We start from the raw sequence: 23,030 nt of genomic DNA on the forward strand, positions 1-23,030 counted from the left end.
CATCTAAGACCAAGGCAACAGTCGTCGTTACATAAGGGTGAGAGAACTGCTGTGATTCCTCAAGACTTTTTAAAGGTGGTAACCGTCGAACGGGGCGTGTCGGACTCGGAAATTCAGGTCTTATCTTATGCGCTGCATGGTGAATCCATCGCCGCGATCGCCATTAACTTGGGCATTCGACCCGAAGCAGTCCGCAAACGACTCGGTGAAGTGTACAAAAAATTTAAAATCGGGGGCGCTGGACCCGGTAAAATGGCAAAGTTACAACAGATTCTCGTCAGCGAGTATCAGGACCATCAGAGTGGGATAACCGTCAACAGTAACGGAATCCTGAATGGGTCCGCCTCTTGTGTTAAATCCATCTATGATTGGGGCGAGGCACCCGATAGTTCGATTTTTTATGGGCGAGAACTCGAACTTGCCACCCTGGAACGGTGGATTTTAGAGGAGGAATGTCGGGTTGTGTCCATTTTAGGCATGGCAGGGATGGGCAAAACTGCACTCTCGGTCAAACTGGGTCACCAACTCCAAGATCAATTTGATACGGTGTTATGGCGACATTTGCGCCAGGGTCCACCGCTGACTGACCTGCTGGATAATCTCCTGAAATTGATCTACCCTCATCAGGGCGCTTATTCGGTTCCGGAACTCCATGACAAAATCTCCCTACTCCTGGAATATCTTCGCCGTCATCGCTGTTTATTAATCCTGGATGGTGTGGAAACCCTTTTACAAGGGGGTGAACTATCGGGACAGTATCGGGAGGGGTATGAAGACTATGGAGACTTTTTTAAACGGCTTTCGTGCCAACCCCACAAAAGCTGTGTGCTGATGACCAGTTTGGAAAATCCCAAGGAAATTAGCTTACAAGAAGGGGATTATTTACCCGTTCGCTCGCTGCAATTGACGGGGTTAAATACCGAGGCATCGACTCAAATTTTAAAAGATAAAGGATTGATTGAAGAACCCATCTGGGCAAAATTAATTGACCAATATCGAGGCAATCCTTTAGAATTGAAAATTGCAGCTCGGACGATTCAAGAATTATTTGGGGGCCAAGTTGCAGAATTTCTAAAACATGGCACGTTAGTGTTTGGGGAAATTGGGGAATTGCTGGCCCAACAGTGCGATCGCTTGTCTGGGTTAGAAAAAGAAATTCTTTATTGGCTGGCGATCGAACGTCAACCGTTATCCCTGGAACGTCTGCGCCAGACGATGGTATTGCCAGTACCGTTACAGGAATTATTAGAGGCGGTGGCTTCCCTCGGACGGCGATCGCTGCTTGAAAAAATAGCCGATCCTGACCGTGCGGTGTTCTCCCTCCAGCCGGTGTTGTTGGAATATGTAACCACCGCTTTAATGAGTCAAATTTTTGATGAATTACACCAGGTTTTTAATACTAAAAAACCGGAAAATTTTCTGCTTTTCCGCAGCCATGCCCTGGTGCAACCGGAGGCAGAACCCCAGGTTCAACAAGAACAACGCTATCATATTATCACGCCCCTTGGCGATCGCCTCCGACGCACGATTAGAAGTGAAAGTCGGATCGTGGATTATTTAACCCAAATTGACACCCTTTTGCAAGGAGAACCGACCTTAGAAGTTGGTTATAGTAGCAAAAATGTCAAGAGTCTCCTGAAATCCCTCCAACCGGAGAAAGACTAAGCGATCGCGCTTGACTGTTCAAGAGACAACCCCCAACCCCAAAACCCCAGGAAGGGGGCATCACACAACCTTGTTCCCAATCATTTTTGTTGGATGCATCTACTATTTCCAGTCCAGTCCCCTCCCCAAAACATCAGGGAGGGCTAATCTCCCACCCCATCCTCCCCATCTCCCCCATCCTCCCCATCCACCCCCTCCCCCCCATCTCCCCCATCCTCCCCAACGTGCAACAATTTGGAAAATTTATGATAAACTACTTTAGTAGAGAAAAAACTCTCCACTAAACATCCCACCCAATTCCGTACCCAATAGCAAGCGCCAAAGCGAGTTCAAGGATCAAGAAGTTCGACTTCGACCCTCTGCGATCGCCCTGGGGATTGATTGGTTATCCAATCGGAAGCCGATGTCACGGCTCTCTGTTGTAGGTAGCCCCAACAACCTTAATTATTCCCGCAATGTGGAGACTTTCCGACTCTGAAGAAAGCACCTCCGACCTAACTTTGATCAATGCGATCGCCATTCCGGGCAAGCGTAACCCATCAGGTTAGGTGTTTGGTCATAGCCCGGATCGCAGGAATCGGGAATCAGGCGAAAGGCCCTCGGGAGTCCCAAATCGGGCGATTCGTAAAAAAAAAATAAAAATAGACTTGCCAAAAGCAGCGTGCTACGATAAAAGATATAAAGTAGCTTTCCAACCGATTACCGAATCTAGGATTTTTCCGAACCGGCACTCAACTGACTGAAGTTGGGAATTGCCGCTCAATCCAGATAGTGAAGATAGCGTGGATCGACATTTTTGAGAGTCGAGAACGATGATCATTCCTCCCCTTGACCTAGAATATCGGCTAGAGCAAAAAGAAAGGAATTTCCAATGTTTCAAAACGTTTCTTTAGCTTCAGGTGGTTTACACAAACCGTGCAAATCTCCGGATTATATACCCTGTTCGGCTGGAAGTGTGTCAAGGCCGATGCCAAACCGACTCGACGGTCTAACGAACTTGACTAGCTGAAACTGATGGTAGAAAATACAGGCACTTATTTAAAGAGGTCTGGAAGCGGAAACCCCCTACTTCGCGCTGGAACGGCATATCGTAATCCAGCAAAAATCCACCGTCAACTCTACGAGGATGGCGAATAAAACCGGGCGAAGTATGGTAAAAAGATTGGAAAGCAATTGGTATGTTGTTAGAAGTTTTTGGAAAATTAAAGAGGTATTATGACCCAGCAGGTTTGTCACTCGATGGATAAATTACAACGTCAGGTGCGATCGTTAGTAGAATCAAAAATCCTCAAGCCCACAGATAGCCTCTGGAAAATCGCCTTTCTCTATGGAGATGAATGGGCGTACTGGAAGAAAGAATTACTTGAATTTGGCTTTTCAATGAAAGATCCGGTGGTTCACCTCCTAGCGGTAGAAACCTGGGAAGAAGACGAGTAGAAGCTCAGGAATCAGGATAACCGGGAAAAAAAACAGAGGAGCGATCGCCTGAGCCGTTATCGTTTAGTCCAGCTAGATCTTCTCAAGGTTTTCGCTCATCTGTCCTCCCGAAGTTCCCTATTTATAAGCACTGGGATAAAGCCCGGGCGAGTTCCGCAGCGGTTTGATAGCGATCGCTCGGTTTGGATTCGGTAGCCTTTTCAATCGTCTCTCGGACTTGCGGCGTAATGCGCGGATCACCTTTGAGGTTAAACCCATAGCCCGAACCGCGAAGCTCAAAAAACTTCTGAGGACTTTCCCCAGTCAGTAAAAAAATCAAAGTTGCACCGATCGCATACAAATCCGACTGAGTTAATGGCTCACCTCGGTTCTGTTCCGGTGCGGTATAATCCGGTGCGCCAATACAAGTACCCAACGGCGTGCCAATTTCCTTAACCGCCCCAAAATCCAGCACGATAATTCGATTATCCACCGTCCGTACCATCAAATTCGCCGGTTTGATATCTCGGTGAACAATGGGCGGACTTTGGGCATGAATATACTCCAATACCTCACAAGTTTGAATCATCCATTCGATCGCCTGGGATAACACAACAGGACCGCGCTGATAAACCCGCTGTTCTAAATCCTGACCGTGGATCATCGCCATTGCCAGATATTTTTTGCCCTCATCCACAAAAAAATCATAAAACTGCGGCACTCCAGGATGATTCAACCCCTTGAGGATCCGCGCTTCGCGCTCAAATAATTCCCGCGCTTTAGGAATGCGGGTCATATCCGCATTCATTTCCTTTAATACCAACATTTTGGGACGGGGATTATTTTCCTCGGGAGGAACAAATGCGAGATAAGTTGTCCCCATTCCCCCTTGACCCAAGGTTTTCAAAATTTGATACTCTCGAATCTGACGTTCCACATGAATCGGCGCGCCGCAGTGAATGCAGAACAGGGTATTGGGGGGATTATTGGCATGAGTGCAAACCGGGGAAACTGGAGAAACCGGGGAAGCGGGGGAAGCCGGGGAAACCGAGGGTTCCAGGATAAACTTTAACAGGGGACCGCCTCGGGCTAACTGAATGAGCGCGCCATTACTGAGGCGTGATCGCTGGACTGGGTGACCATTGACAAATGTGCCATTGGTCCCGTAATTGATCAACTCCCAGACTTTGCCGTGAGTGCTATCCTGAGTTAGATGTAACTCCAAATGCAGGCGAGACACGACCGGATCATCAAGCACTAGATCAGTCTGTTCCGGCGATCGACCAATGCGAATCACATCCGCATTGTCAAACCGCCATTGTTTAATCGGAGAATTCGTGTCGTCTACCAAAATCAGAGTAACCACTTCGGCAACTCCTCGAAACATCATTGAAACTCAAACTTGCAACGGTGTGGAACACCGACAGAGGTGTACCGAAAGCCAAAACCGTAGCTTTCGGTACGCGGGGATTTACCGTTCCTGTACCAAAGCACGAACAGCGATCGCCGTAATATTATCGTGACCGTTATATTGATTCCCTAACTCAATTAACGCCTTAACCCCAGGCTCTAAGGCCCTTTCGGCATTCAGGAGGGGTTCGAGATGAGTCAAATAGTGAGTCTCTAACAAATCATTATCCGTTAGACCATCGGAAGCCAAAATCAATAAAGTATCTTCCTCTATCTTAAAAAACTGCACATCGGGACTAACAAAATCCTCATTACGAGGTCCCAGCGCCTGGGTGAGTTGGTAGGCATCCGGACGCAAGTAGGCCGTTTCCGGATCGACGCCGCGCTGAATTTCCCGTTGCCCCACTTCATGATCCACGGTGACTTGCTGCAATCCCCGAGACGGAGTAAAGCGATAGAGACGACTATCTCCCACATGAGCAACGGCGACATTCTGATCTTGAACCAACACCATTACCAGGGTTGTCCCCATTCGTCCACTACCCCCGCGCTGTTCGGCTTGGTTCAGGTCATAAATGGCCTGATTTGCAAACAGAACCCCGGTGGAGATGACCTCTTTATCCGGCAAGCTATCCTGCCAATGGCGATGGAAATATTCCCGCAGCTTTTCCACGGCTAAAGCACTGGCGATTTCCCCGCCTTCATGTCCTCCCATGCCATCACAAAGAATATAAAGCCCCTTGTAGTGGGTGGAGAAGGCTCTAGCACCTTGACGCTGCTTGACTTGGGTTTCAATGCCGAAATCGTCTTCGTTATGGGTGCGTTGCCGTCCGATATCGGTCTGTCCCGATGCTTCGAGACTTTCTAAGAGAACTGGCATGACCATTGTAGGACTATCATCCATATCTAGGTTATCGGTGATTGCACCGAGATAAATCGGGTCAGAAGGGGAGGAACTGAGGGGAGTTGCGGGTTGGAGTTGAGATTGCAAGGTTTCTAAGCGCGATCGCAAGTCTTCCACACTGTCCAACTCTGCCGAGGCTAATTCCGCTACCACCTGTTGTAACTCTGAAATCTCATCCTCTTCTGTGGCTGTTATCAGTTGCGCCGAATTCAAGAGGGTTTGCCAAAACTGTCCCACTGCGGTGAAAGTGGGGGTGGCATTGGGAAGGTCAAGATATAACCGTTGTAGACACAAAATTTGGTCTTCTACATCTAGGCGGAGATTTTGGGGTTCCAGTAAACTTTGCCGACAGTGCCAGGGTTCTAATCCCATCCAGAGTTCCGTCACTTCCTGCAACCAGTGCAGAATCTGGGAAGGGAGGATGGGGTTAGTCTGGACATATTCTATCAGGGCCGGTTGGGTGGAACGGTCTTCTAAGAGGAGGACCCGGCGATCGTCCCAGTGCCATGCATCATGGATAGCCGGAACGATCGCATAAAATTGAGAGTGGAGGGCCAGATAGGCTTTGGCGATCGCCGGAATTGCCAGCGCCCAAGCGGGATTGGGATTATCCATGCGATCGGGAATTTCTACAGGGTGAGAAGTTAAGGCGAACAGGGGTGATTGTTGCAAGGGAATACAATCCAGGACCTTCACCTGAGTGTCACCCTGACTAAGTTGATGTAAAGGCAAATCTTCCAAGAGTTGATAGCGTTCCTCTTGATCTAAAAAGGACCCGGCAGGCAGAATTTCCTCGGGTTCCTCGGGGATTTCTAATGCTGCTTGTTCTTCAGATATAGGAGTCTCAGGAATATCTAGGTCCGTCGGTTCTATTGCCACTTCTGGCTGTAGGGAGGATTCCTCCAGGGTGGCGACTTCTGGGGTTTCTGCTGCCGCCTCAACCTCCAGGGTTTCCGAGGGTTCTGTACTTTCCCGGACTTGTTCCAGCACTTCCGACAGACTGGCGATGGTATCAACGTCGGAAGTTTCTGAAACTTCTTCCTCTGTCTCTACCTCGGGTTCCATCTCCGATTCCTCTGAGATATCGGTGGCGATCGCCTCTGAGACCGACGCTACAGCCATTTCCGCCGTCGGCAGGGTTGCTACCGATACAGATTCCGCAACCGCTAGAGTATCAACCGCTTCTGCAACATCCAGACTCTCGGACACTCGTTGGCGATCGACGATCGCCAGCCAAATTTGCCCCGTGATGGCACCGCAATGATGGCACTTTAACTCACTGGCAAGCACCGGGGTTCCACATTCCCCACAGGATTTATGAGTTAGAGACATCCCACATTTTTGACAAAACTTATGGGAGTTTGGGTTCTCGAAATGGCATTTAGGGCAGACAAGCATAGTAATATTCCAGTTCAGAAATTTAAGAGTTTTAATCAACCCGGATTTTTAACGATCGCTTCTTAATTTACGATACTATCTGGATTTTAGCGTTCCCATCCCATCGAGTTAACCCCCGCTAGACTTACAAAATTTACCCCTTTTCCCTTCCCCAACCCTTCGGGTCTCCTTCCTTACCTGATCGGTGTAGGGAAATCACAGGGACTCCACCCTACACCGCAGGGGTTTCTTCAACCGCTACCCAAACAGTCCCCTTAAAATGCTTGAATCCATTCCTTGACCTCGTATTCGGTCCAAATCCCATTTTTCCAATAGGGGTCACCCTCGACTGCCTCACGGACGGTTTGTTCGTCTGGGGCTTCATAAATCCCAAACACTTTCGTGACATCTTGGGTCGGACCTAGGGTAATCACTAAACCCGCTGCTTTTTGGGCGCTAATTCCATCCAGATGGGCTTGTCGATAAGGAACGCGTTTTTCTAGCACATCTTCGCAGTAGCTGCCCCACATGACATACTTTGGCATTGTTTAATGGTTTAGAGTAAAGGTTGACAAGTGAACCGTTATATCCCTAGGAATAGGGAAATCTAACAGGAGGTCGGGAGTCTGAACCCCCGACCCTTGGTTTAGGGGAATATATCCCCGGGAAGAGAGCGGGTTAGCTGCGTAAACTCACCGCAAACTGACTGACTAAGGCATCCCGCACCTTTTGATGGGCTGGTTCTACGTCTTCATCGGTGAGAGTGCGATCGCTGGCCCGATAGACCAGTCGAAAGGCTAAACTTCGTTGCCCTTCCGGCACATTCTGTCCCCGATAATCATCGAACAGTTGCACCGACTCCAACAAAGACCCGGCAGACTGACTCATTACACCCGTGAGATCACTGACAGCTACCTCAACCGGCGCATAAAACGCTAAATCTCGGTCTGATGAGGGATAAGAGGAGTACGCGCTAAATTTGCGTCCGAATGTATCTTGTGTGAGAGCATCTAAGATGGGTTGTAACTCCATTTGGAAGATATACACCTCATCCGGCAATTCTCGCTCTTGACGAAGTTGGGGATGGAGTTGGCCGAACACCCCAATATTCCGGTCCTGCAACCACAAAGAAGCTGTCCGTCCCGGATGTAACAGGGTGGGATAGGCATTGGATTCCGGACGATAAGTGATTTCCAGTCCGAGGCGATCGCAGACACTTTCGAGAATTCCTTTCGCCTCATACCAAGACATCGGCTGTTCCCGACCACTGCGAACCCAGCGGCCTAGGGTCGGGTCACCGCCGAGAATTCCGGCGATCGCCTCTTGTTCCTTCAGTCCTTCGCTATCTTTCCAGAATGTGCGACCCAATTCAAACCCATTTAGAGGACCATTGCCTTGGGCTAAATTATACTCAAATGCATCAATCGCCCCAGAAAGCATTTCCGTCCGTAAGGCAGAATATTCGGTAAACAGGGGATTGGCTAACGCAATTTGATTCTCCTGTTCCGCCTTCACTAACGAGTAATGCATCAGTTCGGTCAAACCGGCACTGCGGAAGGCCGATCGCAAATCTCGCCTTGCCTGTTGTTCCGGTCCAAGCTGACCGGCAGCACTTTGAGTCGGTAAGGTTTCGCAGAACTTGTCATACCCATAAAGACGGGCAATTTCTTCGATTAAGTCAATTTCCCGTTCCAAATCGCGAGCACGGTAGGGCGGCACTTGTACGGACCAGACTTGACCGGGGGTAGTTGCTGTGAGAGTACATCCCAAGGCTGTGAGAATCGGTTCGATATCCGTTGCTTGTAATTCTCCCGTGCCTTCCCCTTGTTGGATGGGTCCGAGAACCTGATTGACGCGATCGCGGCGCAGTTCGATGGATTGGACCGAACCCCCTAGGCGCAGTTCTTCCGGACGTGCATCGGCAAGTCGTTGATGGACGGGCGTACCCCCTGCGAGTTCTTGGAACAGGGCGATCGCGCGATCGCAGGCGGTTTCTAATCCCGCATAATTCACCCCCCGTTCATACCGCGCTGAGGACTCGGTGCGTAATCCCACCGCCCGCGACGATCGCCGCACTGCTGGCGGGTCAAACAATGCCGCCTCTAAAATTAAATTCTGCGTCCCTTCATAGACTTCTGTTTCCTCCCCACCCATCACCCCAGCGATCGCTACGGGTTTATTATTAGCCGTAATCAAGAGATTTTGACCTTGCAGAGTGCGGGTTTGACCGTCCAGGGTTTTGAAAGTTTCCCCAGATTGAGCAAAGCGAACGCCCAGGGTGAGGGAATCTCCTCCGGCGAGGGTTTGGAGGCGATCGCGATCAAATGCGTGTAACGGCTGTCCCCATTCCAACAGAATGTAATTGGTGACATCCACCACATTATTGATTGGGCGCACCCCTGCCGCTTGTAGCCTTTGCTGCAACCACAGGGGAGAAGGAGCAATTTTAACGCCAGTAATTTCCGTACCAATATAGGCTGGACAGGCTTGGGATTCGTCAATTTTCAACGAAAACCCCTGGCCTCCGGGGGTGGGGTATGTACTTAAGGCAAGCGGCAATCGTAACGCACCCCCAGTCAGGGCTGCCACTTCTCGGGCTACTCCCACCATACTCAAGGCATCCGCCCGATTTGCCGTAGAGGTCAAGTCTAAAATGACATCATCCAGACCCAACAACGGAGAAACTGCCGTCCCTAATTGCGGGTTCTCCAAGTCAAACTCATGAATCCCCTCGGATTCTTTGGTCAAACCCAACTCCGCCAACGAACAAATCATCCCCTCTGAAGGGACGCCACGAAGTTTGGCCTTTTTAATTTTTAAGTCAATTTTGGGCAGATAGGTCCCTATCGGGGCCACGGCTACATAAATATCAGCCCTGGCGTTGGGTGCGCCACAGACAATATTTAAAGGAGACTCCTCGCCTATATTGACCTTACAAACGCTTAGTTTATCGGCATTGGGATGTTGTTCACGCTCGATAATTTTTCCCAACACGACGCCGTTAGCCCAACTGCGCCGATCTTCGATGTCTTCTACTTCAAATCCAGCCATCGTCAGCGTATGGGCTAACTCTTCTGGAGACATCGTGATGTCTATCAGTTCCCGCAACCAGTTTAGAGAAATCCGCATTGATATGGACGCCTAAAATAAGTCAGCCTGACTCATTTTACAAGAGCATGGGTCTGCTCAGGGGTGGAAACTGGGTTTGGGGTAGAAATCCGTTAAAAGATTCCTCGTTTGCCATTGGGTTTAATCGTCAGCCAGTTGGTGCGTGCCATTGCCAGTTGAGTATCGCTGATTCTGGCCCCGGTGAGGTTGGCCCCGCAGAGATTGACCCCGCGCAGATTGGCTTGAGTAAAGGTGGCTTCGATTAAGTCAGCCCCTCGGAGGTCCGCGCCTTCTAAATTGGCATTGACAAAATAGGCTTTGGTTAAATTGCTATCCCGCAGACAAGCTTTGACTAAACTGGCGCGCCCGAAGTTGGCACTGCTGAGGTCAGATCCTTGGAAGTTGACGCGATTGAGTTTGGCATCATAAAAATTAGCGCCGGATAGGGCCGAGGACCGCAAGTCTAACCCCGTCAGATTGCAATCCCCAAAGTCGCGTCTGCCTTTGCCGTAGGCGAGGCGGACTGCTTTGGCATCTAAAATGGCATCACTGGCAACGGTGGAGGCGGCTAAGGTTTGGGTGCGAAAGCTGGTTGCCGAACCGGGATTAAAATTCATCGCTGAATTTAAGGCGGTCCCCCCGCGACTGGCAGCTTTGGCCTGTTTATTGGCGCGGCGGGTTCGCAATAACTCGACTTCCCGGGCGGCAGGGGATAATCCTCGGTTATTTTTGTCTTCGAGGCGGGTTTCTTCTTCTTGGGGGGTGATGTCTTTGCGTCGCGTCGAAAGTCCTTCGGAAAGGGTTTGACGGTGGGATTCTACATCCAAGGCGCGGAGGGCTTCTTCGGGGCTTTGGTAGCGATCGCGCACGGAAGCTGCCAGCATTTTTTCCAAGACGGCTGCAAAACTATCACTGACATAAACGAAGGGACGCCAGATCAGTTCGGTTGTGATGGGGTCATAGTCAAAATGTTTGGGGGACTTGCCGGTGAGCAAATATAGGCAAGTGGCTCCCACGGCATAAATATCACTGGCATACACCGGGCGTAATGCCATCTGTTCTTGCGGTGCAAAACCCGGGGTGCCGATCGCAAAGGAGGTAAAGGCGGTTTCTCCGGTGGAATTGGCGTTGAGGAGTGCGGTTTGACTCACTTGGTCCTTAACTGCCCCAAAGTCTATCAGAACGAGCTGATTATCCACGTCCCGGCGAATGATATTAGCGGGTTTAATATCCCGATGGATCACTTCATTATCATGCAGATATTTCACCAAGGGCAGGATTTCCCGCAGAAATTGTTTGACGGCAAATTCGGTAAAAGGTCCATTGCGCTTGGTTTCTTGTTTGAGGGTTTGACCACCGACATATTCCTGAACTAAATAAAATTGGCGATCGCTCTCAAAGTAATCCAACAGTCTGGGGACTTGGGGATGATTGCCGATTTTCCCCAGAGTTTTTGCCTCGCGCTCAAACAGTTGCCTTGCCATATCCAGCACCCGAGGCGAGGTGGAGGCGGGGCGCAGTTGCTTAATGACGCAAACAGGCTTCCCCGGCAAGAGGTCGTCTACGGCTACAAACGTAGCTCCAAAACCACCTTGACCCAATGCTTTAAGTACGCGATAGCGATCGCGCAGGAGTAAATTTGAGCCACAGGCTTGACACTGTATGGCATTGTCGGCATTTTTAGGTTCCGGACAGGCGGGATTGACGCAGTAGCTCATGAAACTTCACCTGATTATTAAAGCGGATGTTTTTCGACCCATTGAATTGAGTCGTTGTAGATGCAAGACCCCTTTTTGCTTCAAGCATAGCAAGTCGTTTGGGTGGATCTATCCTTACCTTAGACGATTGATTGAGAAGTCTTAAAGACAAGGGAGCCAATCTGGTAAAGGAATATCAAATTTATAAGGCGATTGTGTAAAGTCTTCGTAAATGCCACGGCGATCAAGACGGGACAAGCACTCCTAATCGCGATCGCTCTATGCATGAGGGTTCCCTTAATTAAACCTGAACAAACAAAGACGTTCCTGTTTTTTCCAGAAATCTTCGACTTTGGTCGAGTTGGCTCCTCCCTCGGGGCGATCGGTGGTCTCAAAAGGTTCAGTTATTTAGATTTTCTCACTTAAGTTATGGCGATCGTCAAGGCAAGCCCCTTCCAATCCGCAGTTCATCAGACTTCTTGCAAAATTCTAAAAAACCGATTGGCATTTTTAAGGGGGAAAGGGCAGATTTATCCGTTTATTTTATAAGAGATTGATAGTCAAGGCAATTCCTGAATCACACCGACAGCAGTCTTCTTAAAGTTCCGAGTAACCACTTCAGTCGTTACGATAGCGTTTAGCCGACATGACGAAACTGAAACCGTGAAAAGGTGTTCTAAAGGCGTGGTCATAAAACACGCCTTTAGAACACCTTAGACTTCTACCTTAACGCCACGCCAGAAGGCGACATATCCTTTAATTTGCTTGGCAGCATCTTTAACATTGGGATAGTACCAGGCGGCATCTTTATTAACCTGCCCTTCAACCACAATATCGTAATAACTGGCTTGACCTTTCCAAGGGCAATTGGTGTGGGTATTACTTTCTTGAAAATATTCCGACTTGATGGAATCTGGGGGGAAATATTGATTTCCTTCCACAACTTCACAGCGATCGCTTTCGGCTAAGATAGCTCCATTCCAAATGGCTTTGGGCATGATAGGTTACTCCTGATATAAGGGTCTGTTCACCATTATGGGCTAACGGAGCGAGCAATTGGAATGGATTCTGGGGAAAACGAACCGGAGATTTCCACGGCGATCGCCCTTACCAAACACTGCACCGCTATCGTGAAGTTGGGTGGAAGAACCCGCGCAAACCGACTTGAACTAAAGTTCTTCGGTGATTGGGCAACCGAAGGGATGGGGGGCGATCGCCCGTTGTCGGTAAGCCTCTAATCCCATCACTGTAACACCTTTGAGATCAAGGTAGTTTACCCGTTGAGGGGGTTCCGTTGGGGCGCTAGTGGGAGAATTCTCCTCTGACTCCAGCAATGCCTAATGGTAGGATACCTTCATCACGGCGTTTCCCTCTTTCTCCTCACATCACTTAAGTTATGACAAGGGTTAGGCTGGCAAGTCTAATCCTAATCCTAGTCAGCAAAGGGGAAATCGAAACCTCTAGCGAGGACACCCGGTGACCGGATAAAATCAAGGATCAGGACATTCACTAGACCTCTTGCAAAAAAAAGGATTGATCCCCCCAACCCCCCTTAAGAAGGGGGGCTTTAAAGAATTTTGCAAGAAGTCTACTCAAAATACCCACTCAATTTAAGTCAATTTAAGAATGATGCGGGTCGGTGACCCGATAAAATAAGGTGAAACTCAACGACAAACTGCGAGCCATGTCAGGCATCAGCCCCTTAAACGCCACGGTCCCGAATCAGTTAGAGCGATCGCTCAAGCATTTTTTTGGGCATGATAGCTTTCGTCCGGGACAGCGAGAAATCGTCGAAGCCGCCCTGCAAAATCGGGATCTGCTGATCGTCATGCCCACGGGGGGCGGTAAGTCCTTGTGCTTTCAACTCCCGGCCCTCCTCCGCAAGGGCGTCACCGTGGTGGTTTCGCCCCTGATCGCTTTAATGCAGGATCAAGTCGAATCCCTGAAAAATAACGGGATTGCCTGTACCTTTCTCAATAGCACCCTCAGTTGGGAACAGACGCGATCGCGGGAACAAGCGATTCTCCACGGTGAAATCAAACTCCTCTATGTCGCCCCCGAACGTCTTTTAAGTGAACGATTTCTCCCGTTCATGGACCTGGTACGTGCTCAAGTGGGAATCAGTGGGTTTGCGATCGATGAAGCCCATTGTGTCTCGGAATGGGGCCATGACTTCCGCCCAGAATATCGGCAAATGCAACTGTTGCGCCAGCGCTATCCAGAAATTCCCATGATGGCCCTGACTGCCACAGCAACCGATCGCGTTCGTCAAGACATTACCCAACAATTGGCCCTACGGGACCCCAAAATTCACATTGCCAGTTTTAACCGCCCCAACCTCTATTACGAAGTTCGTCAAAAAAACAAGCAATCTTATCGAGAATTAGTCAAGCTGATTCGGGAAAGCAAGGGTTCAGGAATTATCTACTGTCTGAGTCGTCGCCGCGTCGATGAAATCGCCTATAAATTACAGGGGGAAGGTATTGATGCCATCCCCTATCATGCGGGAATGAATGATGAGGAGCGCAGTACCAATCAAACCCGATTTATTCGGGATGATGCTCAGGTCATCGTCGCGACTATTGCCTTTGGCATGGGCATCAATAAGCCGGATGTGCGCTTTGTAGTGCATTATGATTTACCCCGCAATATTGAAGGATATTATCAAGAATCTGGACGGGCGGGACGGGATGGAGAACCGGCGCATTGTACGATGTTTTTTGGGTATGGAGATATTAAAACCATTGAGTATATTATCGACCAAAAAACCGACATTGATGAACAACGAATTGCCCGTCAGCAGTTGCGACAAATTATTAATTATTCAGAAAGTACGGTTTGTCGGCGCACGATTCAATTGGGATATTTTGGGGAAAGGTTTCCGGGAAATTGTGAAAACTGCGACAATTGTAAACATCCTAATCCTACGGAAGATTGGACCATTGAAGCGATGAAGTTCCTCTCTTGCGTGGCGCGGTGCAAGGAACGGTTTGGGATGAATTATATTATTGATGTGTTGCGGGGTTCTAAAAATCAAAAGCTTTTAAAATATGGTCATGACAATCTATCCACTTATGGAATTGGATTAGATAAAACTGCTGATGAGTGGAAAATTCTAGCCCGATCGCTGATTCATCAAGGGTTACTGGAGGAAACAACCGACGGGTATTCTGTTCTCAAGTTAAATGAGGGCAGTTGGGAGGTGATGCGAAAACAACGAGAGGTTTTGATTGCGGTTCCAAAAGCGCAGGTGAATCAGGAAATGACCGATCGCGATCGCAAAAAAGCCGAAGTGGAAATGTTGCTGGATCGCTTGCGATCGCTGCGCAAGGAAATTGCTGACGATCAATCTGTCGCCCCCTATATGGTGTTTGCGGATTCTACCCTAAAATTAATGGCGCAGCAACGTCCCCAAACCTTAGATGAATTTGGTAATCTCTCGGGAGTGGTGGGATATAAAGTCGAGCAATATGGCGATCGCTTTGTGACTGAAATTCGCGAGTATTGTCGAACCTATGGACTGGCTTCTGTGGGGATGAATCGCAGCAGCAATGGTACGGGGGAGTTGGATGCAACCGGGGAACAGTTATTTGAGCAATTGCGTGTCCTGCGCCGGGAAATCGCCAATGAGCGAGGGGTTCCCCCTTTTGTCGTGTTTCCAGATAGTACGTTGAAAGCGATCGCCCAGCAACGACCCCAATCTTTGGCAGCCTTGAAACAAATCTCTGGGGTGGGAGAGTATAAATTGGCGGAATTTGGCGATCGCTTTATTACCGAAATTCACAACTATTGTCAACAACAAGGACTCCAGGAAACCGCACCAACTGCCATTTCTAAATCAGGGGAGTTGGATACAACCGGGGAAGAGTTATTTGAGCATTTGCGCGTCCTGCGCCAGGAAATCGCTAATGAACGAGGGTTGTTTCAACCTTTTGTGGTGTTTCCAGATACTACCTTGAAAGCGATGGCGCAGGAACGTCCCCAATCTTTGGCAGCATTGAAACAAATCTACGGAGTCGGAAAGTATAAACTAGCGGAATATGGCGATCGGTTTGTTACCGAAATTCAAGCATACTGTCAAGCAAAAGGACTCCAGGAAACCGCACCGCCGGATATTCCTGAATTAGAGGAGAAATCCGACCCTTCTTTGACTCAGTTACTCACCCTAGAATACCATCAAAACGGGATGAGTATTGCGGAAATTGCGGCGAAACGAAATCTGAAAGAGACCCGGGTAGAAAATCACTTAATTAAACTCCTGGAAATGGATCAGGCAGTGGATATTCACCGATTGGTTCCGGTGCAACGACAGCAGGTGATTATCGAAGCCTTGCAATTGTTGGGTTCTAATCTGCTCAAGCCAGTTTATGAACATTTAGGGGAAAAATATAGTTATAATGAGCTGCGGTTAGTGCGGGCGGCTTGGCAACGGAATCTCTGTGGAAATCTTCAGTCTATAGAGGATGAATTAGACTTTTAAACAGGTTAGGGATGGAGGAGACTGCTCTCGGTTAAGGGTGCCAAGAATGGTAAGGTGGAAACAGACCAGGTAAAGAGAGGGAGGAGAGATTCGAGTTAGGGTAATGTACCGCAAGCGATCGCCTCTTCCTGACTCTACTGGTGATTATAATGATCTAGTTTTGTGACACAGAGGAGGCAGTCATGACCGAGTTTATGGATTTTCTCAGACATAAATATGCTTATGTGGCGATCGGTGAATTCAAACCGGGTAAATTTGAAGAAGCCAAGCAATTGTACGCCCAAGCTGTCTCGACTTACACCCAGGGGTTTAAGGGAGCTTATTTACTACAACAGCCCAATAGTGATAAGGGAATTGCGGTAATTTTTTGGGATGATATTGATGCGATGGAGTCTAACCACAGTGAGGCTTATGCGGCAATTTTAAACGACATTTCCCATCTATTTGCCAAACCCCCAATCACGGGGTTCTATGATGTTTGTACAGAAATTCCAGCCCCAGAGTCGGTGGTAGTGGAATAGAGGCGATCGCAATGCCTAATTCTGACCAGATTCTGCCGATCGCTCTTGAAGAAGTGGGTCAAGAACTGGGCGCTTTGAAATGAAAAGTAAGGATTTAGGGGCGATCGGCATCGAACCTTCAATCCCTCTAAGCACAAGGCAGTCTTTTGTCCCTACGGTTAGGCTCTCACTGCACCGTCCGGTGGGTCAGTCCCTTAAGGGCCTAACCCACCCTTTTAACCCACGCTCTAACGCTCTAAGTTCTTACTCCTAGAAGGTTTGATGAAACGGAGCGAGCAATAGAGATAGAGATTTTAATGTGAACATTACCCCTAAAAAAATTAGCCCGCATTTAGCAAAACCTACTCCTCAAGATAGATGCGAATTCGGGGGAATTTTTTATAATCATAGCAAAATATCAGGCTTACCAAAATCAAGGATTAATTTTAACGATCCAGAGTTCGGAATCAATGTCTCCTAATAGCCATAATAACTGCGGGTAAAAATACTTATTAAATTAGGGCAAAACAGAAGCAGTTGAGATGTTCTCGAACTTCATGATTTTCCCATTTGGATCAAGCTAAAACCCTAAACAGTTAAAAAAAGGCAGACTTATGGCTTACGATAAATTACAAAAATCTTCGAGAACGAGTTCTCCACCCCAGGGGAAAGCTCAATTTATCCGTCCATTTGCCAAGCTACCCTCAACAGATATCGCTCCCGATGCGCCCCAACAAGACCTCCAGCGTTCACCGGAAACGAGCGATCGCCTCGCCAGAATTTCTATCTATCCCCCAGCATCGCCACCACCATTTCTACAGCCTAAGCTAGAGATGGGGGCACCTGGGGATAAATATGAACAAGAAGCCGACCAGGTGGCGCGTCAAGTCGTCAATACCATTCATTCATCCCCTCAAGGCGCGCCTCCAGCGGAATCCCTAACACCGGACTATGTTCAACGTCAGGGCAAGAGCCAAACTCCAATTATGAAAAAGGCCAGGGACCAAAAAAAACGGGCTACAACCACCCCGGATTTAGAATCATCCATTAGAGCCGCACGAGGCAGCGAATACCCGATCAAGCCGGAAGCACTACGAGAACAGGTAGACCTGGTGCAAACCAAACCTCTAGCTCAATTCATTACCCCTTGGGTACAAAGAGAGGTAATGCCAGAAGAAGAGAAACAACCGATTCAAAGGAAGTCATCCCCGACTGCTCATACCTCACATCCCACCGCCTCTTTAGAAAGTCGGCTTAATCAGACCAAGAGTGGAGGTAATCCTTTACCCCAGGAAGTCCGCAGCTTTATGGAGCCGCGCTTTGGTGCTGACTTTAGCCCCGTGCGAGTGCATACAGGTCCTGAATCGGTGCAGATGAACCGGGAGCTAAATGCTCAGGCTTTTACTCATAGTAATCATATTTACTTTGGGGAAGGAAAGTCTCCGGGTCTGGATCTGTTGACAGCACATGAGTTAACCCATGTGGTGCAGCAAACCGGGACCACCGTGCATAAAAAGTCCAGTTCAGAGTTCCCGACCCTGCATCAGCAAACGCCGAACTTACAATGCCTAAATAACGAATTTGCCAGTTTCCTGGATTTGAATATTGACCCGCGAAACGGTCTTCAGCCCCACCAACAAGAGCACCTGGACAATTTTGTAGCCCAGGTGGAAGATGCTCTACAATCCTGGGAATTACAACGGGGTAAGACGGAAAATCTGCGATTCCAAAGATATCCAGATATCGCCCTGGCCTTCACAATGTTCCGCGTAGCGACCGCAGCAGATCCTTACCATGCACTGATTTGGCGAGAGGCTGCACGTCGTCTGGAATCAGGCAAGAACAAAGCCTATATTCAGGAAATCCGAATGTTTAACCCAACAATGCTAGGCGATCTCAAGCGGATGTTGAATATCGAGGATGTAGAGGCCAGTCATACCTATGAAATACAGCCCCTGTGGGGAGCTGCTCCTGGGTGGAGTGGGTTTGGGGTTAAAGTGGGAGCCATTGCCAAGCGGGTGAACATTCGCTACACCAACTCACTGATTCCGGGACTCTCCTGGACGCAACAGGTCAGCCTAAACGGTTTCCAACTCGGGTTTGGGCTCTCATTTGGGGACATGAAAGGACCTAACCCGCTTAAAGGATCGACCCAGGCCAGTATTTCCGGGCCTGGAGATTGGGAGCCAGCCGAGAAGCAACCACAGCAGCAGTATCTGGAGCCAAACTTCTTCAATGAGGCAGAGTTTACAGCTCCTCAAGTTTCAGCCAGTATCAGTTTGGGACCCGCAACGGGTAAGAAGAACTTTGGTAATGCTCTACTTCTGAGCAAGGGAATGCATTCGATTCTGTGGGAATCCCCTGCGGAATGGTCCGTCATTGATGAGGTTGAGGCTAGTATTCCTGAATATGGGGAAGAGGTTCATGAAGGGCCTGAGCTGAATGGGGGGATTGAGGCCGTTAATGAGTTTGGTACAACTGAAACGATTGGTGAGACTAAGTTTGAGGCGGGTGAGTGGAAGGATCTGGAAAATATACCCAAGAAAGACAGCGATGTTTGGGTTCCTCTGCACTATGCCCGGATCTTTTTTCAGACGGGTTCAGCGGCATTAAAGCCCGGGCGCGATTTTAGTTTTGAATCCTTTGATAGCGATCGCAATTTTGCCACGATTGATCGAATCATCAATGCAATTTATAAATGGGATAAAAAAGAGGGCTACCGAGGCTCGATCTTCAAAGTGGAAATATCTGGTAGTCATAGCCAAAAATGGGAGCAGTTCGATGACCAACTCAAAGCAATAGAAGAAAAGCGTCAAAAAAATAGCGAACTCACGAAGAAAGAAATAGAACTCGAAGGTGATATTAAAGCCAAGAAGGAGATGGAAAATTATAACCTCGCCCTGAACCGGGCTAAAAATGTCCATGAGATCTTTTCAATCAAGCTGGGCGAGATCAACAACCGCATGGTTTACGGAGTTATGGCTCAATCATCGGTATCTGACCCAACCACTCATGAACCCGTTATGGAAAATCCTTACAGCAATTTCAATGAAGACCGCTCAGTAACGATTCTGGTGTCTTACCAAATTTTCAATAGTAATAGTCAGGTAAACTGGAACCAGTCTTATAGCGTTTTTTAGTCGGGTCTGGTCCAGAATATGGGGGACGGATGTAGAAGCAATTTTTTTACGGCTCCTACTATCAGTCCCCCGATGTTCCAGTGGTGGACTCCGACTGGGAAAGCCCCTGGTCTTTTCCCCAAAAATTGTGGGGTGATTGTCATTAGTCCCAGGCGATCGCGATCGCCTGGGACTAATTCAGATTTTTCTCTGTTTTACGCAATTTCACCCCTTAATTTATACCTTTTGAGAGAGTCAATCACGCCCTAAGACTCCGCTACAGTATAGGGGAGAAACCCAGGGCGGGTTAAAATTTTCCTGATTTTTTGCAATAAATCTGATTTAGAAATTGGGTTTCTTGACCTTTTTATCTGATACTGTACTCAGGTTTTAAGAATCTCTCCTCAAAAGTAGTATAATTATTTAAAACATATCTAATTACAGTTAAATTATTATGCCTGAAGCTTTTTTACTCAGCCGAATTCTGCTTAAATTTGACCCTGAATCTCAGAAACGGGTGGGAGATTTATCCGCCGTTGCCTTTACTCCCGATGGTTCTTTATGGGTCGGTTCCGATGAATTGTTGACGCTCGAACGGCTTTCTTTGATTGAACCTTATGTTTATGGAAATCATCAACCCTTTGAAATCGGTGAATTTATTGAGTTATTTAATCATGAAGAGGAAATCGATATTGAAGGCATGGATTACTCGGAGGGATACCTGTGGTTTACTGGCTCACACAGTACCAAACGCAAGCAGCCGAAAGGGAAGAATCCAGAAAAAGATATCCGCAGGTTGGCTCAAGTTAAAACTGAACTCAATCGATATTTATTGGCAAGAATTCCCATTCAAGAGGGAATGCCTGTTCAATCCTGTCCAGACCCCTTAAATGGCGATCGCCAACTCACTGCCGCTACGCTCCAAACCACAGAAACTGGCAATATTTTGATAGATGCCCTGAAAAAAGACGTTCATTTTGGTTCAATTATCGCCGCTGAGGTGCCCAGCAAAGAAAATGGATTAGATATAGAAGGATTGGCTGTTCGGGGTTCTAAAATTTTGATGGGCTTTCGCGGTCCTGTGCTGCGAGGTTGGTCAGTGATTATTGAATTAGAAGTTGAAGAAAGCTCACCGGGAACATTAACCCTTAAAGCCATTGGCGAAGAAGGACGGCTTTATAAAAAACATTTTTTAGATCTCAATGGCTTAGGAATTCGAGAAATCTGTTTAGATGGAGATGATCTAATTGTTTTAGCGGGTCCAACTTTAGATTTGGATGGGGGTATGAAAATATTCCGGGTGACTGGAGTATTTGAGAAGGAGGGAGATACCATCCTTGCCCAGGATGAGACGCAATTAAAAGTTTTATTTGATTTACCCTTTAAGCTAGGAACCGATCGCGCTGAAGGGTTGGCCCTTCTGCCTTGTTTGGGACAATCCAATTCTTTGTTAGTGGTTTATGATTCCCCGGATCCAGGGAGAATCGTTAATAATGATTCAGTATTTGGGGATGTGTTTCGGCTTCAATGATTCACCGAAGTAATTAGGAAGCCTGGTTGACTGACAAAAGTTAGGAATGAGGGCTGAAAGATTTACAGGTAGGGATTTTCAGTGCTGGGGTTGAAAAAGGGGGAGCCCGCGTTCTAAGCTTAGATACCACTCAAAAGCCAGAACGCCGTGAATAAAAGCTCCCTTCTCTATAATGCCTTGCACAGTTGGTTGAGTCAATCGGTTCCCTGGGCTCATCGAGCTCATCTGACAACCTGCCTGTGGATGGTGGTAGCTTTGCTCCAACGGGGCTCCGTCAGTCTCACCCGTTGGTTGCCTTACCTACCCTGTCGTGGGGAGCAGGCACAGAGTAAACAACGCCGGGTCAGCCGATGGTTGCACAATAGTCGCATCAATATCCATCGACTCTACAAACCGCTGATCTTAGCAGCCTTAGCCAACTGGCAGGAGGAGTGTCTGTATCTGACCCTAGATACCTCAACCTATTGGGAGGAGTATTGCCTGATTCGCATAGCAGTGGTGTATCGTGGTCGGGCGTTGCCCGTAGTGTGGCGAGTATTGAAACATAAGAGTGCCTCGGTTGCCTTTACCGAATATCCCTCTTCTGTCACTCTAGGCAGAGGAAAATAAGAAATCCACGTCAGCCGAAAGAGGGAAGAGAGCGAAACAGGCCCGATTTATAAAAGAAATTAATCGATTTAAGTCCCAAGATAACTGAGGAATAGGAAACACTTGTAACCAATAGAGAATAGAATTAAAACCGAGCATCGGCAGGAGGAGTAATTGAAGATTATTTAAAGCGCTCTTCCAATTCGTTTGATGATTCCAATGAGGATGTTGAGTGACCGAAGACCTAAAAATTTTTGAGGTTGGAGTCTCCGAACTTGTTGCTGAAGACTTAAAAGGAGCAGTGGTCAAAGTAACAAGCAAATAAGCACTACAGACAAGTTCCCACCATTTTTCGATATCCGAGTAATGAGTTAGCCTCCAATCGGCCCATCCCAACTCAGACTTACATCGCCTAAATCCATATTCAACCCAGGGTAAGCTCATCTAATTTGGTATAAATTGTACTTGACAAGGAGAAATTACCGAGTTAGAGGAGAGCCTTCTGGGATTAGAGATTCTCCCCGGGTAAAAACAGCTCAATCAGTCTGGACACAAGGATTTGAGAACAAGCATCATGTAACCATCATTCATCGCGGCCCGCTTCCTTTTCTGCCGTAAGCTACGCTTGAAAGTGGTTTCTTGATTGACCGCATTCAGGGACAGCCTTCGGAGGGTAGCCAAGTTCCGAGGGCTATGTAATGACCGAATCCGACAGCGATCTTCATTAAAAGTGACATCTAAAACGTAGTGTTCTTGATTTTCAATACTCCAATGTTGACGAATAACCCGCCCATGAAGGTGGGCATCGGGGGGTAAGGAACTTAAATAAAATTGAATTTCGTGAGTGGTTCCATTCCCCAAATAACGGAAACGTTCTACTACAACAATAGTTTGAAGGCCAGCCCATTCTTCTTGTTTATAAAGTCCTCCTAATGCAGCAACTGGAAAAGCCCAAACTTTTCGAGTTTCAATTGGGCTATGTGCGGATTCTGTATTTTGATTTTCCTGAATTTCAATCCCTTCAAATTGATTGATTCTTGCCTGTTTGAACCAATTATTGACTTGATTATAAAGAGTGAGATGATTACTTTTTAAGGTGACCACATAATTGGCATTTTTTTTATGAATTAGCCGAATTATTTCAGTTTGAGTCCCCAGAGCGTCCATTGTAATAGTCGCTCCGGTGATCTCTATTAATTCTAAGAGGGCACCGAATAGCTGTAATTTCATTGGAA

14 protein-coding genes and 3 pseudogenes are annotated in these 23,030 nt (G+C 47.8%); 9 read left to right on the forward strand and 8 right to left on the reverse strand.

What is annotated here, in order from left to right:
• Positions 1–51 precede the first annotated feature (51 nt).
• A complete protein-coding gene (locus NG796_RS23980) occupies positions 52–1,665 on the forward strand; it encodes a helix-turn-helix transcriptional regulator (RefSeq protein WP_261209737.1) in 1,614 nt (537 codons plus the stop codon).
• Between the two features lie 1,215 nt (positions 1,666–2,880).
• The gene (locus tag NG796_RS23985) at positions 2,881–3,102 is read left to right on the forward strand and encodes a DUF4327 family protein (protein WP_015149823.1); all 222 of its coding nucleotides are present in this window, start codon (positions 2,881–2,883) and stop codon (positions 3,100–3,102) included.
• Between the two features lie 121 nt (positions 3,103–3,223).
• Here the strand turns inward: NG796_RS23985 and NG796_RS23990 are convergent, their stop codons facing one another.
• From NG796_RS23990 to NG796_RS24015, 6 genes are all read right to left on the reverse strand, one after another.
• On the reverse strand, positions 3,224–4,471 hold the full coding sequence (locus NG796_RS23990) for an FHA domain-containing serine/threonine-protein kinase (protein ID WP_261209739.1): 1,248 nt from the start codon (positions 4,469–4,471) through the stop codon (positions 3,224–3,226).
• Positions 4,472–4,552: 81 nt separating this feature from the next.
• The gene (locus tag NG796_RS23995; RefSeq protein ID WP_261209741.1) at positions 4,553–6,793 is read right to left on the reverse strand and encodes a serine/threonine phosphatase; all 2,241 of its coding nucleotides are present in this window, start codon (positions 6,791–6,793) and stop codon (positions 4,553–4,555) included.
• A 254-nt stretch (positions 6,794–7,047) separates the two neighbouring features.
• Entirely contained in the window at positions 7,048–7,317 is a 270-nt protein-coding gene (locus NG796_RS24000; protein ID WP_261209743.1) for a YciI family protein, read from the reverse strand.
• Between the two features lie 133 nt (positions 7,318–7,450).
• A complete protein-coding gene (gene pheT / locus NG796_RS24005) occupies positions 7,451–9,901 on the reverse strand; it encodes a phenylalanine--tRNA ligase subunit beta (protein ID WP_261209745.1) in 2,451 nt (816 codons plus the stop codon).
• A gap of 92 nt (positions 9,902–9,993) precedes the next feature.
• Positions 9,994–11,598, reverse strand: a complete 1,605-nt coding sequence (locus NG796_RS24010; RefSeq protein WP_261209747.1) for a serine/threonine-protein kinase — start codon at positions 11,596–11,598, stop codon at positions 9,994–9,996.
• A 692-nt stretch (positions 11,599–12,290) separates the two neighbouring features.
• Positions 12,291–12,575, reverse strand: coding sequence for a DUF427 domain-containing protein (locus tag NG796_RS24015; RefSeq protein ID WP_261209749.1), 285 nt, complete (start codon positions 12,573–12,575; stop codon positions 12,291–12,293).
• 63 nt (positions 12,576–12,638) lie between these two features.
• Between NG796_RS24015 and NG796_RS24020 the strand changes: the two genes are divergently transcribed.
• The 7 genes and pseudogenes from NG796_RS24020 (at position 12,639) to NG796_RS24050 (ending at position 21,816) form a co-directional block, all read left to right on the forward strand.
• Positions 12,639–12,815, forward strand: coding sequence for a hypothetical protein (locus NG796_RS24020; RefSeq protein WP_261209751.1), 177 nt, complete (start codon positions 12,639–12,641; stop codon positions 12,813–12,815).
• Positions 12,816–13,261: 446 nt separating this feature from the next.
• Positions 13,262–15,418, forward strand: a pseudogene (gene recQ, locus NG796_RS24025) (DNA helicase RecQ); the annotation flags it as partial.
• Positions 15,419–15,424: 6 nt separating this feature from the next.
• Positions 15,425–16,057 (forward strand): helix-turn-helix domain-containing protein, encoded by a 633-nt coding sequence (locus NG796_RS24030; protein WP_261209762.1) that lies wholly within the window; start codon positions 15,425–15,427, stop codon positions 16,055–16,057.
• Between the two features lie 182 nt (positions 16,058–16,239).
• Complete coding sequence (locus tag NG796_RS24035) at positions 16,240–16,578, forward strand: antibiotic biosynthesis monooxygenase (protein ID WP_261209753.1); 339 nt, start codon at positions 16,240–16,242, stop codon at positions 16,576–16,578.
• Positions 16,579–17,171: 593 nt separating this feature from the next.
• A complete protein-coding gene (locus tag NG796_RS24040; RefSeq protein WP_261209754.1) occupies positions 17,172–19,697 on the forward strand; it encodes a DUF4157 domain-containing protein in 2,526 nt (841 codons plus the stop codon).
• Positions 19,698–20,130: 433 nt separating this feature from the next.
• A complete protein-coding gene (locus tag NG796_RS24045) occupies positions 20,131–21,207 on the forward strand; it encodes a DUF3616 domain-containing protein (RefSeq protein WP_261209755.1) in 1,077 nt (358 codons plus the stop codon).
• Positions 21,208–21,354: 147 nt separating this feature from the next.
• Positions 21,355–21,816: a hypothetical protein gene (locus NG796_RS24050; protein WP_261209756.1), complete on the forward strand. Its 462-nt coding sequence runs from the start codon at positions 21,355–21,357 to the stop codon at positions 21,814–21,816.
• Between the two features lie 284 nt (positions 21,817–22,100).
• On the opposite strand, the pseudogene NG796_RS26620 reads toward NG796_RS24050, so the two are convergent.
• Positions 22,101–22,227, reverse strand: a pseudogene (locus NG796_RS26620) (IS701 family transposase); the annotation flags it as partial.
• 108 nt (positions 22,228–22,335) lie between these two features.
• Positions 22,336–23,030: pseudogene (locus NG796_RS24055) on the reverse strand (ISAs1 family transposase); the annotation flags it as partial.

Origin of the sequence: Laspinema sp. D2d (genome assembly GCF_025370755.1) — a bacterium.
In the GTDB taxonomy this organism is placed as follows: Bacteria; Cyanobacteriota; Cyanobacteriia; order Cyanobacteriales; family Laspinemataceae; genus Laspinema.

Coding starts and splice junctions, on each gene's coding strand:
- NG796_RS23985 (WP_015149823.1), top strand. CDS start 2,881: ATGACCCAGCAGGTTTGTCACTCGATGGATAAATTACAACGTCAGGTG.
- NG796_RS23990 (WP_261209739.1), bottom strand. CDS start 4,471: ATGATGTTTCGAGGAGTTGCCGAAGTGGTTACTCTGATTTTGGTAGAC.
- NG796_RS23995 (WP_261209741.1), bottom strand. CDS start 6,793: ATGCTTGTCTGCCCTAAATGCCATTTCGAGAACCCAAACTCCCATAAG.
- NG796_RS24000 (WP_261209743.1), bottom strand. CDS start 7,317: ATGCCAAAGTATGTCATGTGGGGCAGCTACTGCGAAGATGTGCTAGAA.
- pheT (WP_261209745.1), bottom strand. CDS start 9,901: ATGCGGATTTCTCTAAACTGGTTGCGGGAACTGATAGACATCACGATG.
- NG796_RS24010 (WP_261209747.1), bottom strand. CDS start 11,598: ATGAGCTACTGCGTCAATCCCGCCTGTCCGGAACCTAAAAATGCCGAC.
- NG796_RS24015 (WP_261209749.1), bottom strand. CDS start 12,575: ATGCCCAAAGCCATTTGGAATGGAGCTATCTTAGCCGAAAGCGATCGC.
- NG796_RS24020 (WP_261209751.1), top strand. CDS start 12,639: ATGGATTCTGGGGAAAACGAACCGGAGATTTCCACGGCGATCGCCCTT.
- NG796_RS24035 (WP_261209753.1), top strand. CDS start 16,240: ATGACCGAGTTTATGGATTTTCTCAGACATAAATATGCTTATGTGGCG.
- NG796_RS24040 (WP_261209754.1), top strand. CDS start 17,172: ATGGCTTACGATAAATTACAAAAATCTTCGAGAACGAGTTCTCCACCC.
- NG796_RS24045 (WP_261209755.1), top strand. CDS start 20,131: ATGCCTGAAGCTTTTTTACTCAGCCGAATTCTGCTTAAATTTGACCCT.